This window comes from Qipengyuania gelatinilytica, from assembly GCF_019711315.1.
Classification (GTDB): Bacteria; Pseudomonadota; Alphaproteobacteria; order Sphingomonadales; family Sphingomonadaceae; genus Qipengyuania; species Qipengyuania gelatinilytica.
This window is the reverse complement of sequence record NZ_CP081294.1, coordinates 1,085,642-1,105,495: the sequence shown is the minus strand read 5'-3', so window position 1 is coordinate 1,105,495 and position 19,854 is coordinate 1,085,642. Positions and strand designations below refer to the sequence as shown.

The 19,854-nt window shown below is 61.6% G+C and carries 18 protein-coding genes; 2 read left to right on the top strand and 16 right to left on the bottom strand.

Translation table 11 applies throughout. The features are described from left to right. Positions 1 to 4: 4 nt before the first annotated feature. The 9 genes from K3136_RS05490 to K3136_RS05450 form a co-directional block, all read right to left on the bottom strand. Positions 5 to 382 (bottom strand): cytochrome o ubiquinol oxidase subunit IV, encoded by a 378-nt coding sequence (locus K3136_RS05490; RefSeq protein WP_221431877.1) that lies wholly within the window; start codon positions 380 to 382, stop codon positions 5 to 7. Continuing rightward, positions 379 to 1,005 carry a cytochrome c oxidase subunit 3 gene (locus tag K3136_RS05485; RefSeq protein ID WP_221431876.1) on the bottom strand — a complete coding sequence of 209 codons (627 nt, stop codon included), beginning with the start codon at positions 1,003 to 1,005 and terminating at the stop codon, positions 379 to 381. The genes K3136_RS05490 and K3136_RS05485 overlap by 4 nt, the downstream gene beginning before the upstream one ends. After that, complete coding sequence (locus K3136_RS05480) at positions 1,002 to 3,107, bottom strand: cbb3-type cytochrome c oxidase subunit I (protein WP_221431875.1); 2,106 nt, start codon at positions 3,105 to 3,107, stop codon at positions 1,002 to 1,004. The genes K3136_RS05485 and K3136_RS05480 overlap by 4 nt, the downstream gene beginning before the upstream one ends. After that, positions 3,104 to 4,021: a cytochrome c oxidase subunit II gene (locus K3136_RS05475; protein WP_221431874.1), complete on the bottom strand. Its 918-nt coding sequence runs from the start codon at positions 4,019 to 4,021 to the stop codon at positions 3,104 to 3,106. The genes K3136_RS05480 and K3136_RS05475 overlap by 4 nt, the downstream gene beginning before the upstream one ends. A gap of 95 nt (positions 4,022 to 4,116) precedes the next feature. After that, entirely contained in the window at positions 4,117 to 4,641 is a 525-nt protein-coding gene (locus tag K3136_RS05470; RefSeq protein WP_221431873.1) for a cytochrome b, read from the bottom strand. Positions 4,642 to 4,727: 86 nt separating this feature from the next. Beyond that, entirely contained in the window at positions 4,728 to 5,147 is a 420-nt protein-coding gene (locus tag K3136_RS05465) for a hypothetical protein (RefSeq protein ID WP_221431872.1), read from the bottom strand. Positions 5,148 to 5,216: 69 nt separating this feature from the next. Beyond that, positions 5,217 to 6,932: a thiamine pyrophosphate-dependent enzyme gene (locus tag K3136_RS05460; protein WP_221431871.1), complete on the bottom strand. Its 1,716-nt coding sequence runs from the start codon at positions 6,930 to 6,932 to the stop codon at positions 5,217 to 5,219. 34 nt (positions 6,933 to 6,966) lie between these two features. Then, positions 6,967 to 8,280 carry an APC family permease gene (locus K3136_RS05455; protein WP_221431870.1) on the bottom strand — a complete coding sequence of 438 codons (1,314 nt, stop codon included), beginning with the start codon at positions 8,278 to 8,280 and terminating at the stop codon, positions 6,967 to 6,969. Between the two features lie 44 nt (positions 8,281 to 8,324). Next, entirely contained in the window at positions 8,325 to 9,131 is an 807-nt protein-coding gene (locus K3136_RS05450) for a class II glutamine amidotransferase (protein WP_221431869.1), read from the bottom strand. Positions 9,132 to 9,313: 182 nt separating this feature from the next. Here K3136_RS05450 and K3136_RS05445 point away from each other — a divergent pair, with 182 nt between their 5' ends. Then, positions 9,314 to 11,161: a M61 family metallopeptidase gene (locus K3136_RS05445; RefSeq protein ID WP_221431868.1), complete on the top strand. Its 1,848-nt coding sequence runs from the start codon at positions 9,314 to 9,316 to the stop codon at positions 11,159 to 11,161. Here the strand turns inward: K3136_RS05445 and K3136_RS05440 are convergent. The 4 genes from K3136_RS05440 to K3136_RS05425 all read right to left on the bottom strand — a co-directional run bounded on the left by K3136_RS05440 (position 11,158) and on the right by K3136_RS05425 (position 15,239). Further along, on the bottom strand, positions 11,158 to 12,084 hold the full coding sequence (locus tag K3136_RS05440; RefSeq protein ID WP_221432230.1) for a mechanosensitive ion channel family protein: 927 nt from the start codon (positions 12,082 to 12,084) through the stop codon (positions 11,158 to 11,160). The genes K3136_RS05445 and K3136_RS05440 overlap by 4 nt on opposite strands. Continuing rightward, the gene (locus K3136_RS05435; RefSeq protein ID WP_221431867.1) at positions 12,084 to 13,709 is read right to left on the bottom strand and encodes an FMN-binding glutamate synthase family protein; all 1,626 of its coding nucleotides are present in this window, start codon (positions 13,707 to 13,709) and stop codon (positions 12,084 to 12,086) included. The genes K3136_RS05440 and K3136_RS05435 overlap by 1 nt, the downstream gene beginning before the upstream one ends. Positions 13,710 to 13,883: 174 nt before the next feature. Further along, positions 13,884 to 14,435 (bottom strand): DedA family protein, encoded by a 552-nt coding sequence (locus K3136_RS05430; RefSeq protein ID WP_221431866.1) that lies wholly within the window; start codon positions 14,433 to 14,435, stop codon positions 13,884 to 13,886. A 72-nt stretch (positions 14,436 to 14,507) separates the two neighbouring features. Continuing rightward, complete coding sequence (locus K3136_RS05425) at positions 14,508 to 15,239, bottom strand: VIT1/CCC1 transporter family protein (protein ID WP_345725181.1); 732 nt, start codon at positions 15,237 to 15,239, stop codon at positions 14,508 to 14,510. A gap of 271 nt (positions 15,240 to 15,510) precedes the next feature. Here K3136_RS05425 and K3136_RS05420 point away from each other — a divergent pair, with 271 nt between their 5' ends. Beyond that, complete coding sequence (locus K3136_RS05420) at positions 15,511 to 15,870, top strand: DUF2147 domain-containing protein (RefSeq protein WP_221431865.1); 360 nt, start codon at positions 15,511 to 15,513, stop codon at positions 15,868 to 15,870. A 64-nt stretch (positions 15,871 to 15,934) separates the two neighbouring features. On the opposite strand, the gene K3136_RS05415 is transcribed toward K3136_RS05420, so the two are convergent. The 3 genes from K3136_RS05415 to K3136_RS05405 all read right to left on the bottom strand — a co-directional run bounded on the left by K3136_RS05415 (position 15,935) and on the right by K3136_RS05405 (position 19,812). Further along, positions 15,935 to 17,551 carry an NAD-dependent malic enzyme gene (locus tag K3136_RS05415; RefSeq protein WP_282100034.1) on the bottom strand — a complete coding sequence of 539 codons (1,617 nt, stop codon included), beginning with the start codon at positions 17,549 to 17,551 and terminating at the stop codon, positions 15,935 to 15,937. A gap of 100 nt (positions 17,552 to 17,651) precedes the next feature. After that, entirely contained in the window at positions 17,652 to 19,157 is a 1,506-nt protein-coding gene (locus tag K3136_RS05410) for a TRAP transporter large permease (protein ID WP_221431863.1), read from the bottom strand. Then, positions 19,150 to 19,812 carry a TRAP transporter small permease gene (locus K3136_RS05405; protein WP_221431862.1) on the bottom strand — a complete coding sequence of 221 codons (663 nt, stop codon included), beginning with the start codon at positions 19,810 to 19,812 and terminating at the stop codon, positions 19,150 to 19,152. The genes K3136_RS05410 and K3136_RS05405 overlap by 8 nt, the downstream gene beginning before the upstream one ends. Positions 19,813 to 19,854 lie beyond the last annotated feature (42 nt).

Here is a 19,854-nt window from a genome sequence, read left to right as displayed (position 1 = left end):
CGGGTCATGAGGCCGGCATGGAGTGCGACGCGTCGCCACCTGCCCCCTCATGCATGCGCCCGCCCAGGTCGGACATGATATACCACGTGCCGCCTGCCATGATGGCCAGCAGGCAGACGGAGAAAAGCACCAGCAGCAGGTCTTCGCGCGATTGTTCGCCCGAGAAGCTGAGATGCAGGAAATTGCGCAAGTGCACGATCACCTGCACCAGTGCGGCGACGCAGATCAGCACGATTTTCCATGTCGACGACAAATCCGAGAGCGCCGCTGCGAAAGCGCCGCCGGTCAGTAGCAAGCTGGCAATGAAGCCGACCGCGTAGCTGCGGATTTCCTCGCGCGCGGCGGCCTGGGGCTCGAGCTCTCCGGTGTTGGCTTTGGTCATGCAAGGGGTACCAGGAATACGAAGGAAAAGATGCCGACCCAGATCAGGTCGAGGAAGTGCCAGAACACGCCCAGCATGGACAGGCGGACCTTCACCACGTCATCCGTGCCGCGCACGATGAGCTGCCCGACCATGGTCAAGATCCACAGGATGCCGCAGAAAACATGGAAGCCATGCAGTCCGACGAGCGTCCAGTAGGAACTGAGCCAGCCGCTGGCCTGCGGGAAGCCACCCTTGCCGGCCTGCGTGATGAAATCCTTCACCTCGAAGATCAGGAAGCCGGCGCCCAGCGCGGCGCATAACAGCAACCAGACGATGACCTTGCCGCGCCCGTGTTCGTATTTCATCGCCAGCGACACGCCGCCATAAGCCACGCCGCCAACCAGCAGGAAGGCGGTCTGGATCGCCACGCTCTTCATATCGAACAGGTCCTGCGGACCGGGTCCCCCGGCCATGCCGATGGGGTCGAGATAGGAAGCGTAGGAGGCGAAGAGGATCCCGAAGATGATGAGATCGCTCATCAGGAACACCCAGAAACCGAAGACGGTCCGCTCTGCCCGTTCATGGGCATCGCCGTGCCCGCTTCCCAGGTTCAGGCCGGGGTAGAGATTGGTCTCGCTCATCCGGCAAACTCCGAACAGTCGGGAACGCCGCGGTTGCGCTCCGTTTCCTCATCGGCGCGCTTGGCGGGCGTGAGGCCGGCGACCAGCTTGCGGAACCGCTGGTCGGCCTCCTCGACCTCGGCGGCCTTGATTATTTTGGGTTCAACCACCCTGATTCCCCGTAAGACAAGTATCGCCGGTATGGCCAGCAGGCCGAGAATGGCCATCCACCAGATATGCCAGACCATACCGAAGCCGATGCCGAAAGCGGCCACGGCAATCATCAGGCCGTGCGCGGTGTTGGCAGGCATTTCGATGTCGCAATATTCGTCAGGCGCTTTCCACGCATCGCCAGAGCGTTTGCATTCGCCCCAGGCGTCGCGAGCCTGCACTTGCGGAATGCGCGGGAAAGTCCATTCGGGCACCGGCGCGGGCGAGGACCACTCGAGCGTCGAACCATTCCACGGGTCGCCGCCCGGGACCGCCAGCGCCAGCCGGTTGCGATAGCTGGTCCAGAAGGTCCAGAACAGCGCCGTCAAAGCGCACATCATCAGCACCGCGCCGAAGGCCGCAAGATACATCCACGGCATGAAATCGGGGTTCTGGAAGGTGGGCGAGCGGCGCGGCAGGCCCATCAGCCCCAGCACATACAGCGGCATGAAGGTGAAGATGAAGCCGCCGACGAACAGCAGCGCCGTGCGCCGTCCCCATGTCTCGTCCAGCCGGAAGCCGAAGGCCTTGGGGAACCAGTAATGGATGCCTGCCAGCATGCCGTAGAGCACGCCGGGGATGATCACGTTGTGGAAATGCGCCACCAGGAAGGTGGAATTGTGCACCTGGTAATCGATCGAGGGGTTGGCGAGGATGATGCCGGAAAGCCCGCCGATCACGAACAGCAGGAAGAACCCGGTCAGGTAGACGACCGGCGCGGTGATCCGCACGCGGCCCCGCCACATGGTCGCCATCCAGTCATAGATCTTCACGCCGGTCGGGATGCCGATGATCATCGTGGCGATGCCGAAGGCGATGTTGACGCCGGCGCTCTGCCCCATGGTGAAGAAGTGGTGCAGCCAGACCATGAAGCTGATCACCGCAATGCTCATGCTGGCGATGACCAGCGAGGTGTAGCCATAGAGCCGCTTGCCCGAATAGGTGGAGCTGATCTCGGAGAACACGCCGAAGGCGGGCAGGATCAGGATGTAGACTTCCGGGTGGCCGAACATCCAGAAGATGTTGGCGTAGTTCATCATGTTGCCGCCGGAATCGTTGGTGAAGAAGTGGAAGTCGAGATAGCGGTCCAGCGCCAGCATGGCGCTCGATACCGTCAGTGCCGGCATGGCGTAGATCAGCATGATGGCGACGCACAGGCTGGTCCAGCAGAACAGCGGCATGCGCATGAAATGCATTCCCGGCGCGCGTTCCTTGAAGATGGTCACGGCGAAATTCATGCCCGTCAGCGTCGAGCCGATACCCGATATGAGGATCGCCCAGAGCCAGTAGTCGACGCCCTCTCCGGGGCTGAAGTCGAGCCCCGTGTAGGGCGGATACATCGTCCAGCCGCCGGTTCCGAACTGGCCGACCAGCAGCGAAATCATCACCAGCGCCGCACCGACGGCCGTGAGGCCCAGGCTCACCTGGTTGAGCACCGGGAAGGCCATGTCGCGGGCGCCCAGCTGCTGTGGTAGGACGAAGTTTATCAGGCCGATCAGCAGCGGCATGGCGACGAAGAAAATCATGATCGTGCCATGCGTGCTGAACAGCTGGGAGAAGTGATCGGGCGCGACGAGGCCGCTTTCCTGCTGCGCCAGCGTGCCGAGGGCGGTTGCCTGGTGGGCGCGCATCACGAAGCCTTCGATGATCCCGCGCGCCAGCATGACCAGCGCGAGCGCGATATACATGATGCCGATCTTCTTGGCGTCGGGCGAGGTCAGCCAGCTGCGGTAGAGCGGTCCCCACCAGCGCATATAGGTCAGCAGCGCGACGCCTGCGATTGTGCCGAGAACGAGGACGCTCGCCGCACCGGCACCGATAATCGTGCTGCTATCCACGTGCTGGAGCAGGTCGGTGTAGGGCGTGACGTTCCAGTCGAGATTGCCGAAGATGGGGCTGGTTTCCTGTGTCATTTGCCGTCCCCCGTTTGATTGCCCGGCCTACCCGTTCCGCCCCAGTTTTGCTCGCGCGCGGGGTTGCCGTCGTCATCGCGATATTTGGCCACGATCTGGTCGAACGTATCCGGCTGGGCCAGCGTCATGACCAGGGGTTGCGCCGTCTTCTCCAAACCCAGATCCTTGCGCGCATCGGCGAGAACGGTCTGGCGGCGCAGGATTGCGTAGGTTGGTTCGTCCAGCGTCAGTCCGCCCGAACCGCTTGCTACCCAGTCCGCATAATCGGCTGGCTCGAGTGCGCGCACGATGAACTTCTGGCGTCCGAAGCCATCGCCGTTGAACTGGGTGTTCTCGCCTTCCGCCTCGCCTGTGCGCGTGGCGGAGAAATTGAGCTTCGTCGTCATGCCCGGCATGGCGTAGATCTGGCCGGTAAGCGACGAGATGAGCAGGCTCTGCATCACGGTGTCGGTCGTCAGTGTGAGTTCCACCGGCCGATCGACGGGAATGGCCAGTTCGTTGACCGTCGCGATGCCTTCTTCGGGATATATGAACACCCATTTCCAATCGAGCCCGATCGCCTGCACTTGCAAGGGCTCGGGACCCAAGGGCTGGTAGGGATCCAGTTTTTCGGTGGAATACCAGAGCCAGCTGGCCAGCACGATCACGACCAGAACCGGCACACCCCAAAGCGCCCACTCCAGCTTCTTCGAAAATTCCCATTCCGGCGTGTAGTCGCCTTTCGGCTTCGCATAGCGGTAACGCCAGAGAATATAGGGGACGCCAATCAGGACCGGCAGGATCACGATCATCGTGATCCCGATCACCCGCAGCAGGTGATTGAGCTGCTCGTCAGCCACCGGCCCCATCGGTTGGAGGAAGCTCTGCTCGAGCCCTGAATTGGCGTAGGCCACCGCGGGGAGGCCCAAGGCCACCGACGCGATCAAAGCGCACGCCGTTACTCTGGCAAAGCGGATACCGTTCCGTGTCAAAATGCTCGTCCCCCTGGTCGCTTACCGCAACAAAGACCTTATCGTCCTCGCCCCGGCATCATGTTGCGAAGCGCGTCGGTCTTGAACCAGAAGTGGTTCGCCAGTGCGCCAAGCACATGGAGCGCGATAACGTAAATCAGGACTTCCGCCGCAGTATGATGGGCCTCGGCGAAAAACTCGCTGTTCAGGAACCATCCAAGCAGGCCTCCGATCGGCATCGCGATAAGGAAGGTGTAAAGCAGGACGTGCGTAATCTTGGCAAGGAGATGAGCCCAGTTCGGCGCGCCGTCGGGATGCGGCGGCCGACCGTGAGCGAACCGGTCCCACAGACGAATAATGGCAGCGATGAGGACCAAGGAACCCACGGCAATATGGGCGTTGCCGAGAGTGAAGAGCCCGCCAGACCCGTTCGAGCCGGACTTCGCAGCGTCCCACATTTTTTCCATGCCCCCGGCAGTCACAAGGTACTGTACCGCGATCAACACGACGATAGTCCAGTGCAGCCAGATATTGAGGCTGGTCCAGCGGTCGTGCTGCCCTTCCTCGGAATACGCTTTACTCATCCTCATTTCCTCTCAGATCGTTGTTTTCGTTGTCATGATGTCGCACCGGCCTGAGCCTTGAGCGCAAGCCGGTACGACCGGTCTGTTTAATTGGTTTGCGGGTTCGTGTTTGCGGCCGATATCGTCTTCTCGATAGACACTGCTGCCTCCTGCAGACCTTGCATGTCCTCCGCCTTCAAAGCCGATCGAGCGGAAGTGATGTCTTCGGTCAATTTCGGGCGGATGGCTTCGGGAAATTCGACGATGTTGTCGTTCACCAACCGGTCGAGATCTTCGAGTGCGACCGCCGTCTCACCGCGGTCCATCTCGCCGGAAGTAAGGTGCGCGGCCAGGGTGCGTGCCTCGAACATGGCCTCTCCCGGTGTCACGGCGGTGCCGTCCACGCCAGGTCCTTCGGTCATGGCCCTTTCGGCATCGCCGTCCTGTTCGGCCTGCGGGCTTCCGCAAGCAGCGACGGCAAGGCTAAGCGCGAGCGACAGGGTGGCAGTGGCAAGTTTCGTTTTCATCTGAAGGGTCCTTGAGTTCGCGGCAGAGACCGCATCATCGGGATTTCGGGTTGGATAATCGCGGCGTCATCACCGCAGGAAATTGTTGCGCAGAAGGTCCACCACCTCGCGGGTGCGCCCGTCGAGCACGGCCCTTATGCCGAACAGGGCGGTGGCCGCAACTTGCGACGCCTCGACCTTGGGCGGCATGACCAGTTCCATCTGGTTGACCTTCACATCCAGCAGCGCCGGCCCGTCATGCCTCAGCCATGCGTCCATTGCCGGCTCCAGCGTATCGGCGTTTTCGACATGCCATCCCTCGATGCCGCATGCTTCGGCGAGTTTGGCGAAATCGGGATTGTGGAGCCCGGTGAAGTGATCGACCAGCCCTTCGACACGCTGTTCCATCTCGACGAAACCCAGCGTGTTGTTGTGAAATACCACGACCTTGAGCGGGATTTTTTCCTGCACCAGCGTCAGCAGGTCGCCCATCAGCATGGTCAGGCCACCATCGCCGCACATGGCGATGACCTGGCGTTCGGGATAGGCCAGCTTCGCGCCCATCGCGGAGGAAAACCCGTTTGCCATGGTGCCGTGCAGAAGGCTGTTGAGGAAGCGGCGCTTCCCGTTGGCTTTGAGGTGGCGGAGCATCCAGACCATCGACGTGCCAACATCCGAGATGAAGATCGCGTCGTCGTCGGCTTTCTTGTCCAGCATGTTGGCGACATACTGCGGATGGATCAGGTCCGGATCGCTTTCCTTGCCTTCGTCGATGTAACCCTGAAGATCCTTCTGCCACTGCTTCTGGTGCGCTTCGAGATGCGCATCGCTCGATTTGGCGGCGACCAGCGGCAGCAGCGCGGCCATGGTGGTCTTGGCATCGCCGACCAGACCCAGGTGAATGGCCGAACGCCGGCCCAAGTGGGTGGGGTCGATGTCGATCTGGGCGATCTTTTTCCCGTCGGGGTAAAACTGCGTGTAGGCGAAGTCGCAGCCCAGCGTGATGACGAGGTCGGCATCTTCGAGCGCCTCCACCCCGGCCTTGTTGCCGAGGATGCCGTTCACGCCGACATTATAGGGGTTGTCCGGTTCGAGGAATTCCTTGGCCCGCGTGGTGTGCACCATCGGCGCCTTCACCTTTTCGCAGAACGCCATGATTTCCTCGCGCGCGTCGCGGGCGCCGATCCCGGCATAGACCGAGACCTTGCCCGCCGCATCGACCAGCGCGGCAAGTTCCGCCATTTCCGCGTCGTTCGGGCGGCAGACCGGCTCTGGGCGATAGACCTGCCAGTCCATCTCATCGTCGTCCTTCTCGGTGAACATGTCGCCGTTCACGATGACGACCGCCACACCCTTCTTGGTGAGCGCGGTCTGTGCCGCCTTGGTCACGATGCGGCGCGCCTGCGAAGGGTGCGAGATGTATTCGCAGAAGTGCGAATGCTGCTCGTAGATCTTTTTCTGGTCGACTTCCTGCGGGAAGTTGAAGCCGCTTTCCGTGCGCGCCACGTCCGATGCGATCAGCAGCACCGGCGCGCCGTTGCGGTGGCTTTCATAGATGCCATTCACGAAGTGGAGGCTGCCGGGGCCGCAGGTTCCGGCGCACACGGACAGTTCGCCCGTCATGTAGGATTCCCCTCCCGCCGCAAAGGCGCCGGCCTCTTCGTGGCGCACGCCCACCCAGCGCAGATCGCTCTTCGCAACCGCGTTGGTGAAATGGTTGATCGTGTCGCCGGGGATCCCGTAGACGCGCTTCGCGCCTGCTTTTTCCAGCGCATCGACAACGATTTCAGCAACGGTCTTCGACATATAAATTCCTCAGTTAGTGGGGCGGCAGGGGGTATTACTTCTGGCTTGCGACCGGCTCGATTTCGGGAACGCCCAAAACCGCCCTGCTGATCCCGGTAAAAAGCACCGCGAAGGCAATTACTCCGGCGAACACATAGATCTCGGTCATGTCCTGCCCCTTCAGGTGCCAGAGGAAGAACAGCAGCAGCGCCCCATTGGCCAGCGTGGCCAGGCCCAGAAGGAAGCTGCGCAATCCGCCTTTGCGCTTCACGTAAAGCAGGGCGCCAAGCGGGATGAAGGTATGGACGAGGAGGAAGGTTGCGCTGGCAACATCGCCGATCTGCGAAAGGTCGAGGGTGACGATCATCAGGATGACGATGCCGACGGTCGCGAGCATGGCAATATTGCCCTGGCGCAGGAACAGCGGCTTGGCCAGGACCTGGCTGACCTGATTGTGGCGCGCCATGAAACCGACCGTGTTCGAACCGGAAAAGATGTTCGCGTTGATGTTGGTCATGGTGGAGACCATCGCTGTGATGCCGATAATTAGGAACCCGGCAGTCCCAAGCACCGGCTTGGCGGCTGCCGCCAGGGCATAATCCTTCGCGCTCTCTATGGTCGAAAGATCGATGCTGCCGAACACGGCCACGTCGAGGGCAACGTAAACTGCGCCCACAAGCAGGATCGCAATGAAGATCGCCCGCGCAATCGTCGCGTTACTCTGCACACTACCGCCGGCATTGGCGATCACTGCGAAGCCAGCGAAAGACAGGTTGGCCAGCGCGACCGCGTTGACGAAATTGCCGAAACCGAAGGAGACCGAACTGTCGTTGGCGGCGTAGGTGGCGCTGTCGAACTGGGAAAAGGCCAAGGCGGTGAAACCCACCAGCACCACCAGCTTGGCGATCACGAGGACCTTCTCGGCTACACCCATCAGCTTGATGCCGGCTGCGTTGATGACGAGGAAACACAGCATCACGCCGATGGCGAAATAGTCCACCAGCCCGGTTCCCATGGACAGGACCTTGGCGGTGTAATGGCCGAAGCTCTCTGCGACGAGGCCAAGGACGATGGCGATAGAGAGGAAATAGCAAAAGGCGATCGTGCTGCCCACGAGACTGCCGTTCCAGCCCCGGGTCAGATATTCGGCAACGCCGCCATTGGTGTTGGAGATCTTGGACAGGTCGTAATAGGCATAGCCTGCCAGCGCGGATACGATACCCGACACGAGGAAGGCGGCCCAGGCGAACCCGCCCGCGAGGGTGGAAATCTGGCCGAACAGCGCGAAGATGCCCGCGCCGATCATCGTGCCGACACCCAGGGATGTCACTTCGAGCAGCGACAGCCTGACCTTTCCGTTATTCCCCATCGCTCTCTCTCCCCGAGCTTAGATCAAAAACTTGCCACGCTGCGTCAGCCCTGCCGACGCGCCTCGATTGCGCCATCCTTGAGCACCAGTGCCTCCCCACGGGGCAACGGCTCCCACCCGTCCGGGTCGAGCGGAACGGAGGCGAACAGGTGCAAGGGGCCGGAAATTTCCGGAATGCTTGCGCCCGAGGACTGCCAGTGATGACCCTTGTGGCTTTCATCGAAGCTGCGGATATTCAGGCCCGGTTCGCGTCGTTCGGACAGCCCTTCCTCTGTCTCGAAGCGCCTGCGGTCGGCGTGGACGAACAGCCGCTGTCCGTCGAAAAACAGGAAATTGGCGCTGCCCAGTTCGCGCATTTCGTCTGCGAAGCGGCTGAACACTTCGAAGCGCGTTTCCGCATCGCTCGACCCGGACTTGCGCAGCCGGTCGAGCAGGAGGAGGAAGGCCAGCTCGGAATCGGTCTCTCCGACGCGGCTCGAAATCAGGTCTTGCGTATCGCCGCGATCTTCGATGCCCGGCAGCTCGCCATTGTGGGCAAAGGCGTGACGCCGGCCGTCCTCGACGCGGTCGAAAGGATGGGTGTTGGCCAGTTCTGGACCGCCTGCCGTGGCGCGGCGCACATGGGCCATGACATATTTGCAGGCGCGCTCGTTTCGCACCACCATGCTTGCCAGCTCGCTCGATGCGGCAGGATCGGGTTCGCGAAAGAGATAGGCGTCGCGCTCCTGCGCGAACAATATGCCCCAGCCATCCCTGTTGCGATGTTTCTCTCCGCCCTCCTTGGCGAAAAGATCGAGCTCATATCGCACGCGCTGCGGCTGCGATGCGCTCATCGCGAAAAGTTCACACATTTGCTTTTGCCCCGGGGTTTTCCGGCAGCGACCCGCGGCCTTTACTAACTTTCTCTTTCAATTTCGCAAGCTTGTTTGTCGAGCTTGGGGTCGACGGCACTTTGGAACTGCGCGCAAGGCCTATGTGTTTGGCAATCGGCTGCGGCAGTTTGCAGCCGGTTTGGAAAAGGTGGGAAGGCCGAATGGCGCAAGCGAACACGAAGGAAGTTACGCCGATCAAGCTGACCGTGGATGCGAGCGACACCGGGCGCGCCATCTTCTGGGCCAGCCAGACCTTTCCTGTCGATGGTCATGACGGACAGATCGCGCTGACCCTGGCGAAATGGCTCCCCGCCTACCACGCACCGCGCGGCGCCATCGACCGGCTCGCCGGCCTTGATTTCAGGGTCGCGGGCCAATCCTGCCGCTGGCGGCGCGATCCCGACAATCCCTATCGCATCCTGGTCGATCTGCCGGAAGGCGCCGTGCTGCTGGAGGCGGCCCACCAGTCGCTTTCCCCGACCCAGTCGAACCAGGGGCGGATCATGGTCAGCGACGAGATCCTGCGCTTCCACTGGGAGGAATGCCTGCTCTACCCGTCCGACCAGCCCATCGATAATATCCTCATCGAACCTGCCCTTCGACTGCCGGAAGGATGGAACTGGGCCTGCGCACTGGGCGAGGCGAACGAGCAGCAGGCTGCGGCGGAGACATCCCTGCTCCATTTCGCGCCGGTGGACGTGCGCACGCTGATCGATTGTCCGGTCTTGGCCGGCATCCATGCCCACCGCGAAACGCTGGACAAGGACGTCGGACTGCTGATCGTCGCCGATCGGGAAGACCAGCTTCCGCAAGGCACCGAGGAACTGGAATGCCACAGGCGGCTGATCGCGGAAGCCGATGCGCTGTTCGGCCATCGGCCCTTCGGCAAATATCATTTCCTCATGGCCTGTTCGGACCAGGTCGGCAGGATGGGGCTGGAGCACGAAAGTTGCAGCGAGGAAGGTGTCCGCGCGACCTATTTCAGCAACTGGCAAAGCTCCACGACCGAGCGCGACCTGCTGCCGCACGAATATGTCCATGCCTGGGTGGGCAAGTTTCGCGTGCCTTCGGGAAATTACCAGTCCGACTTCAGCCGCATGACGAACGAGCTCATGTGGGTCTATGAAGGGCTGACCCAGTATTACGGACATGTGCTGGCGGCACGCTGCGGCCTAATTTCACCCAAGCTGACGCGCGAAGCCTTCGCCCTGATTTTCGCGACTTACGATAATCGCCCGGGACGCAAATGGCGTCCGCTTGCCGACACGGACAACGATCCGATCTTCACGGCGCGCGAGGTGCAGCCGTGGCAAAGCTGGCAGCGATCGGAAGACTATTATTCCGAAGGCCTGCTGATCTGGCTCGAAGCGGACACGATCATCCGCCGCGGCACCGATGGCAAGCGGTCGCTCGACGACCTGATGCGTTCATTCTTCGCACCAGAAGCCTCGGGGGGAGACGAACGCCGGCGCAGGCCCGAGCCTTATGGACGCGAACAACTTATCGAAGCGCTCGAAACGCTATACGACCATGACTGGACCGGCTTCTTCGCCTCCCGCGTGGACGGCGTCGCCCCGCACGCACCCTATGCCGGGATCGAGAATTCCGGCTACCGCCTCATCTGGCAGGGCTCGCCGTCGGGCTGGCAGGCCGATGACCAGACCCATCATTCCTATTTCGACTTTTCCTATTCGCTCGGATTGAAGATGGGGCTGGGCGCAAAGGTCCTCGATGTCCTGTGGGATGGACCTGCCTTCAAGGCCGGCATGGTCAAGGGCATGGAGGTGCTGTCCGTCGGCGGTGTCAGCTATTCGCACGCAGCGATGCAGGATGCGCTCGACCTGCTGCCCGATGAAGGCGGCCAGGTCGAACTGGTGGTGAAGCGGCTCGACAGCGTGAAGACGCTGTCGCTCGAATGTCCCTGTGGCCAGCGCTACCCCGCGCTGGAAGAGCAGGGTGACGGACCGCGCCTCTTGGATGACATCCTGCGTTCGCGCGCCGGGACCTAGTCTTTCCCTGCGTCCAGCGCGCCGCTCAGCACGACGTTCTGATAGGCATAGGGAATCTCGATCCCCGCTTCGTCGAAGTGTTTCTTCACCTGCTCCAGCAAGTCGTGTTCCACGCCCTTGGCCGTTGCCGCATCGCTGCACCATGCGCGCAGCGACAAATCCACGCTCGACCCGCCCAGATTGACCACGGGACAGCCCACCACCTCGATCACGTCGGAGTGAGCCTTGGCAAGGTCGAGGACGATCGCCCGCGCCTTGTCGATATCGCTATCGTAGCCGATGGAAATCGTCGGCGAGATCATCACGCGAAGGTCGACCGACGAAAGGTTGATCATGATCTGGTTCGCAATCGTCCCGTTCGAGAGAACGATGCGCCGGTTATCAAAGGTCCTCAGCACGGTGTAGCCGAGCGAGAGGTCCTCGACGATGCCGGTTTCCAGCCCCGTCGGCGTGGACAATTGCAGGCGGTCGCCCCGGCGGAAGGGTTTGTAGATCACCAGGCTGATGCCGGACACGAGATTGCCCAGCGTCGATTGCGCGGCAAAGCCGATAACCACCGACATGATGCTGACTCCTGCCAGGAGCGAAGTCGTCAGCTTGTTGAGCGACGGGACGAGGTGGGAGAACAGCAGGGCCAGCACGATCCACATGATGAAAGTGCCGAGGTGCTGCATGAAGCTGATTGTCATCCGGTCGATCCGTTCGGACGGGTCGTGATCGACCAGCGTTTTTATGACGCGGCGGATCACCCAGCTCAGCATGAACCCGATGAGGATGAACACGACGCCCAGCCCCACCGCGCCCCAGAAGTGATTCGGGTCGAGATAGTTCGTCAGCCCGTCCAGCCAGGCGGGATTATGCGTGCCCGTCGAAGCGCCAGCCGTTGGTGAGGGCGATGGCGTGGCCGCGGCGGGGAGCAGCATCACTGGGCGGGTTTAAACGTGTCGGGATCGGCCATTCGCCAGTATTCGGCGAAGGCGGTGCCTTCCGGTTCGTGCAGCAGCTTGCCGGGTTCGACCTCATGGACGATCTTCGACCAGGGGATCATCTCGGCATTGTTCTTCCACTGGCGCAGATGTTGCGGAGTGAAATCGTCGGGCGTTTCGAGCCCGCAGGCAACGACGATATCGTGCAGGCTGTCGAGCGTCTTGGACTGGAAATTGGCCACCCGCTCCGCCTTTTCGGGGATCACAAGGCCGCGCTGGCGGGCTGGCGAACTGGTCGCAACGCCTGTCGGGCAGGTGCCGGTATGGCAAAGAAGGGACTGCACGCAGCCGAGCGAGAACATGAAACCGCGCGCCGCGTTGCACCAGTTGGCGCCCAGTGCGGCGTTCATGGCGATGGAGGAGCCGGAGAACACCTTTTCCGACGCGGCCAGCTTGATCTTGTCCTTGAGGCCGGTGCCGATCAGCGCGTTGTTGACGTAATAAAGCCCGATACGAAGCGGCAGGCCGACATGGTCCGACAGCTCCAGCGGCGCCGCACCGGTACCGCCGCCGCCGCCGTCGACCACGATGAAGTCGAGCGTGATCCCGCTGTCGAGCATCGCCTTGCAGATGGCGAACACCTCATGCGGCATGCCGACGCACAGTTTGATGCCGACCGGCTTTCCGCCCGAAAGATCGCGCATCTTGGCTGCAAATTCGAGCATCTCGCGCGGCGTGGAAAAGGCGGAGTGGCCCGGAGGCGAGAGGCAATCCTCATTAGCGGGCACTTGCCTTGTCTTGGCGATTTCCTCGGTCACCTTGGCGGCTGGCAGCAATCCGCCATGGCCGGGTTTGGCGCCCTGGCTCAGCTTGATCTCGGTCATCTTGACCTGTTCGTGCTGCGCCTTGTCGCGGAAGCTTTCGGGATCGAAATTGCCGTCCTTGTCGCGCGCGCCAAAATAGCCCGAACCGATTTCCCAGACGATATCGCCGCCATGCTTGAGGTGATAGGGCGACAGGCCGCCTTCGCCGGTGTCGTGATAGAAATCGCCCATCTTCGCGCCCATGTTGAGCGCCTCGATCGCGTGGTTGCCAAGGGCGCCAAAGCTCATTGCGCTGATGTTGAGGCGGGCCGCGTCATAGGGCTTGGTGCACTGGTCCGTCCCGACGTGCACGCGGGTGCGCTTGGGCGCCTTGGGGTTGGGATTGGTGGAGTGGCACAGCGCTTCGTATTCCTCGGAATAGACATCCAGTTCCGTTCCGAAGGGATGCGCGTCTTCCTGTTTCTTCGCCCGCGCATAAACCAGCGAGCGGGAGACGCGGTCGTAGGGCCGGCCTTCCAGCGGCCCCTCCACGATGTAGCTGCGCAAGAAGGGGCGCAGGTCTTCGAAAAACCAGCGGAAACGCGCGGTCAGCGGGTAATTACGCCTCAGCGAATGGGTCGACTGCACCATATCCCAGATGGCAGCCAGCAGGAGAGGCGCTGTAACGACGAGGCCCCAAAGAAAACCGGTGGACACGAGAATGCCGAGGGCGATGAGCAGGATCGAGAGGAAGAGCGGGACCCAAAAACCGATATTTCGTTGCAAGCCACCGTCCGCAAAAAGCGCGCGTCCAATCATCCTCATTCACTCCCACACCTGTTAGCAGCGGGGGCACTAACCACAAATTCTCAGGAATTGAAGCCCGTTTCATTTCTCAAGGAAGGGGCGGTCACTTTCAGAGAGATGCTCTGCCAATCGCGCTCGCACCTGCAAGGGACCGCGGTTCTTGGGACCGGTTGATCCCAGAACACACTAGCGCCGCACCAGCAGGGGCCGGACAAAATACGCAGCGACGAAAACAATCGCCAAGGTGCCGATGATCATTTCGATTAAACGCGCCTTGCCAAACACGACTTCGATCGCCTGCCCGAAGAAGTAACCAAGCGAAATGAAGATCACGGCCCATAGAAGAGCGGCAACTGCGTTGATGAGCATGAAACGGATTGCTGGAAAATCGGTGGTGCCTATTGCAATCGGGCTGACCGTTCGCAGCCCGTAAAGAAATCGGAACGCGAAAACAAAGCTGAGCGGATGACGATCGAAGAAGGCCCGCGCCCGTTTGAAGGTCGGCCTTTGCCGAAGTTTCCGGACCTGAGCGGTATCGCGAAAGCGACGCCCGAGGCCGAAGATAATCTGGTCGGCAAGAAACGAACCCAGCGCTGCCGCAAGAACCGCCGGCACGAAGGATAGCAGCCCGCGATGCACAAACACTCCGCCAAGCACGGCGACCGTTTCACCTTCGAGGCCGGTACCTATGCCAATACCCCAAAGGCCGTATTGCGAGAGAAACTGTTCCAACTGCATGAGCGCGCGTCATGCCCTAAACCGGGCGCTGGGCATAAGGCCATTTCGCGTGGAATTGCCCGAGACCGTTTTTCATCCAGTTGTTTGGGTAAAACCGCTGACCAGGTGCCCTGCCAGCCAGGTGACGCCCATCGCTATCACACCCCAGAGCACCACGCGGGCTATTCCGCGAAGCGTAACCTGCGAACCTGCCTTTCCGGCGAGGTATCCAAGCAAGATGAGGCCGAGGAGGGAGCTGGCCAGGATGGCCGGCTCGACCGCACCGGCGGGTGAAAGATATGTCGCTGCCAAGGGCAGGATTGCCCCGACGGTGAAGCTCGTGGCGGAAGCCAGGGCGGCGGAGAGCGGCCTTGCTTTGAGCTGCTCCGTAATGCCAAGTTCGTCGCGCGCATGGGCACCCAGTGGATCGGTTGCCGTCAATTGTCCGGCCACTTGCGCCGCGAGATCTTTCGATACTCCCCTTGCTTCATAGATCCGGGCCAGCTCCGCTTCCTCCGCCACGGGATCTTCAGCAAGTTCGCGCCGTTCGATGCCCAGTTCGGCCTGCTCGAGGTCTCGTTGCGCGCTCACCGAAATATATTCGCCCGCGGCCATCGACATCGCACCGCCGACCAGCGCCGCAATGCCGCCGATAAGGATATGCGTCCGATCGCCCGATGCCGCCGCGATCCCAAGCAACAGGCTGGATACCGAGACGATGCCATCATTCGCGCCCAGAGCCGCCGCTCTCAGCGATCCTCCGATCGCCAGTCTGTGTTGCTCTTTGTGGGATTGCCTGCTGCTCATTGGGTGATCATCAAGCAATCATTCCGCGTGTCGTCAACGTCCTTGGTCCGGCAAGCGAGATTGGAGCGAAGAAGGCTCCGGGCCGAACGATCAAACTTGTGAAAAGGCGCGCAATTGCTTTGTGTCACAATTTGACGCTAGGGCCTGGGGCAGGGACGCGTCGCCCTACTGACCCAGCAGGAACCGAGAGAAAAAGAAGACTATGAGAGCAAGCAATCTACGGCAGTTTCGCGTTCTTGCGCTGGCCTTTTGGGCAAGCGCGTTTGTGGCGCATGCATCCACCCCGGCCATGGCTCAGGCTAGCGGCGACGATAATCCAGTTCTGGGTATCTGGCAGAACCCGGATGGAACAGTCTCTGTCCGGACGGAATACTGCGGGAAGAACCTGTGCGGGGTTGTTGTAAGTGCTTCGGCCAAGGCACAGGCGGATGCCCGGCGTGCCGGCGTCGATAATCTGGTGGGGGAACACCTCCTGCAGAACTTCGTGCGCGTTGATACAACGGCCTGGTCCGGCACAGCTTTTGTGCCTGACATGAACACTCACGTCTCTGCCCATCTCACCTTGATCGATCCGGACCATCTCAAGATCTCGGGCTGCGAACTGGGCGGCCTGGTGTGCAAGTCGCAAGTCTGGACCAAAGCGAAATAGGCAGAGCGAGGCCCGGCACACAAGCGCCTGCCGCCTATCCGTTCAGCCCTTGGATAACTCGGTCTCAATCGGCGTAATTGCGGTAGACTGGAGACCAGCGGTACCTTTCGATGGCAGCCTGCCATCCGTCGGGCGGTGCGGGAATTCCGAGATCGCGTTCGGCGATGCGGCAAACGGCCAAAGCCACCACGCCGGCGATCTGCGGCAGGGTTTCTTCCCCGGGGAAGAGGGCCGCTGCATCCTGCTCGATGCCCAGCGAAGCGAGCGCATTTGCCGCTTCGATAAACATCTCGTCGGTAATTTGGCTCGTTCCCGACACGAGAGCGCCAAGGCCGATTCCGGGGAAGATGTAGACGTTGTTGACCTGCGTCGCAGCCCCGAGCGAGGGGCTTCCGGTTCCCACGACCGCGCGCCCGTCCGACCATTCCAGAATATCGGCCGCAGTCGCTTCGGAGCGGCTGACAGGATTGGATAGCGGTAGGATGATCGGCTGGCCCTGCTGCCGGGCCATGCTTCTCACAACCTGCTCGTCGAAAGCCCCGAACTGTCCGGAAGTGCCGATGAGTACGGCTGGCCCCACCTGTTCGACTGCTTCCAGCAATCCCGGTGCCTTGCCCGATGCACACCATCGCTGTTTCTCGCACGCTGGCCGCGCGACCAGCGCCTGCCCGGCTGTTTCGACGTTATGGTCTTCGATGAGGAGGCCATCGCGATCGATGGCATAGATGTTTCCGGCAGCCTGTTCGCGCGACACGCCGCGCTGCTCCAGCGCCTCGATCAGCAGGGCGGCGATACCGCACCCTGCCGCGCCGGCCCCGAACAGCATGATGGCGCTTTCGGCAAGGTCGATGCCGGCCTGCTTCTCAGCAGAGAGAATGGCTGCCAGCGCGGTTGCGGCGGTTCCCTGAATATCGTCGTTGAAAGAGGGGAGCCGGTTGCGATAGCGCTCCAGCAAGGCCACCGCATTTGGTCCGGCAAAGTCTTCCCATTGTAGAATCGCCTCTGGCCAGCGCTCGCGGATCGCCTCGACGAATTCGTCGACAAATGCATCATATTGTGCGCCGCGGACCCGTTCGTGCCGCCACCCGACATAAAGCGGATCATGCCGCAGCTCACTATTGTCGGTTCCCGTGTCGAGCAGGATCGGCAGGGTAGTGGCCGGGTCGATACCGGCGCAATCGGTATAGAGCGAAAGCTTGCCGATCGGGATGCCCATGCCTCCTGCGCCCTGATCGCCGAGGCCAAGGATCCGCTCGCCATCGGTGGCGCACACGACGCGAATGCCATCCGGCATCCCTGCGAGAATTTCGCGCAAGCGGCCTTTCATCGGATAGGACAGGAACAGGCCACGCGGCCTGCGGTAGATCTCGCTGAACCGCACGCAGGCTTCGCCAACGGTCGGCGTATAGATGAGGGGCAGCAGCTCTTTGCGGTGCTTGGCCAGGACCGCGTAGAAAAGCGTTTCGTTGGTTTCCTGCAGGTCGCGCAGGAAAGCGTATTTTTCGAACGGCGTCTTCAGCGACCTGAGGACTGCGATGCGCCGCACCGTCTGGTCCTCGATGGTTGAAACATGGTGCGGCAGGATACCGTGAAGGCCCAGCGCATCGCGCTCTTTTTCGGTGAAGGCGGTGCCTTTGTTCAGCAATGGGTCGGCCAGTATTGATCGGGCATTGCCTGGCATTCGTGGGCATCCTTGAAGGAATGTCGTCGCTTGGAAACGCAAGCGGAAAGGTTGGCCGGGAACGTAGAGAGAGGAGCGTTCCCGGCCCGATGGGACCCGATTACCGGATGACGGTTTCCGGCCCCATCATGAGAGTTGGCAGGAAGGTCGAAAGGATCGGGATGTAGGTCACCATGATCAGGAAGATCACGAGGATCCCGAGCCACGGCAGGGCTGCCTTGACCACCGCCAGCATCGACATGTTGGCGACCCCGGAGGTGACGAAGAGATTGAGCCCGACCGGCGGTGTGATCATTCCGATCTCCATGTTCACGACCATGATGATGCCGAGGTGGATCGGATCGATCCCCAGCTCCATCGCGATCGGGAAAACCAGCGGCGCCACGATCACGATCAGACCCGATGGCTCCATGAACTGGCCGCCGACGAGCAGGATCAGGTTCACCACGATGAGGAAGGTCACCGGGCCAAGGCCCCATCCGAGCATCGCCTGCGTGATATGCTGCGGCAGCTGCTCTTCGGTGAGGACGTGCTTGAGGATCAGCGCGTTGGCGATGATGAACATCAAGGTGATGGTGATCTTGCCGGCATCGTAGAGGACTTCTTGCGTGTCCTTGTGGAACCACGCGGTCAGCAGGGCCTGCGGCTTGCGCAGCAGGGAGATCGGCCGGGTGCGCGGATCGATGTCCTGGCTTGCCGCTGCCACCGGACCGGGGCCGCCGAGCACGGCAGTGCCGCCGTTCATGGCCAGCACGCCGGTGTCCGTCGTCTGTTCGGTGATCATCACCGGACTGCCTTCGGCCGCGGGTGCCTTGAGCGGACCCATGTCGCGATAGATGAAGTTCGCAACCACGAAGGCATAGACGGCGGCCATCGCTGCAGCTTCGGTCGGCGTGAAGACACCGCCCCAGATGCCGCCCAGGACCACCACGACCAGCATCAGGCCCCAGAACGCGTCTGCGCCCGACCGCCCGATCTCGCGCCAGCCAGCCCACTGACCGCGCGCCAGCTTCTTCCAGCGTGCGTAGCCGTAGATGGCGACCATCAGCATGCCGCCTGCGATCAGGCCGGGGATGACCCCTGCAAGGAACATGCGGCCGACCGAAACATCGACGGTCGCGGCGTAAACCACCATGACGATGGACGGCGGCAGGAGGATGCCGAGCGTACCGGCGTTACAAACCACGCCGGCGCCGAATTCCTTGGGGTAGCCGACCTGCGTCATGCCCGCGATCACGATCGATCCCACGGCAACCACGGTGGCGGGCGACGATCCCGAAAGGGCGGCGAACAGCATGCAGGCAAAGACGCCGGCAATGGCCAGTCCGCCGGGCAGATGGCCGACGCAGGCGATGGCGAAGCGGATGATCCGCTGCGCGACTCCGCCCGTCGACATGAAAGCCGCAGCCAGGATGAAGAAGGGAATGGCGAGCAGGGTGTAATGCCCCTGGAACGCATCGAAGAGCGTGTTCGCGACCGAAACCAGCGAGCCGTTGGCGTAAATCAGCAGGAAGATGATCGAGCTGAGACCGAGGGACACACCGACCGGTGCGCCGATCATCAGCAGGCCGATGACCATCAGGAAAAGTATTGTGACTTCAAACATCACGGGCCTCCTTGGCCGGATCGGACGGGGTGGACGCGGCGGCGGCATTCACATGCGCATCGCGATCCTCGATTTCGTCGACCACCTCATGGCTTGCGACGACGAGATCGCGTTTGCCGCGCAGGATTTCGACCGCGGAGATTGCGAAGCGGATAGTGAGCATCACCATCGACAGCGGCAGCACGAAATAGGGGATGAAGCGCGGCAGGTTCTCGTAGGGCTCGCCGCCGTTCATGAAGGCGAGGCCGTCCACGAAGGGGATCATCGGGATGTCTTCGGTCTCGAGGAACGAGAGGTCGGTGACAAAGGGATACCAGTACTGCCACGATCCGATCAGCAGCAGGATGGTATAGGCGAGGCAGGCCGTCACCGCGAAAAGCGCCGCGATCCGCTTGCCCGTGCGTCCCAGCAAGTTGACCGCAGCGTCAACGCCGAGATGGGCCGTGATGGCCACGCAATGCGCCGATCCGATCAGGACCAGCCAGGCGAACAGGTAGACCGTGCCTTCGACGGCCCACAGGACGTTGGAATTGAAAACATATCGGGCAACGACGTTCACGAAGGTGATGATGGTCATCAGCCCGAGTGTGATGGCAATGAAATGACGCTCCACGCGCCCTATCAGGCCGGGCTTTTCGCCCATCTCATAGAACATCGCTTATCCTCTCTCAGGGAATGTGCAGGCGCGGCAGAAGAA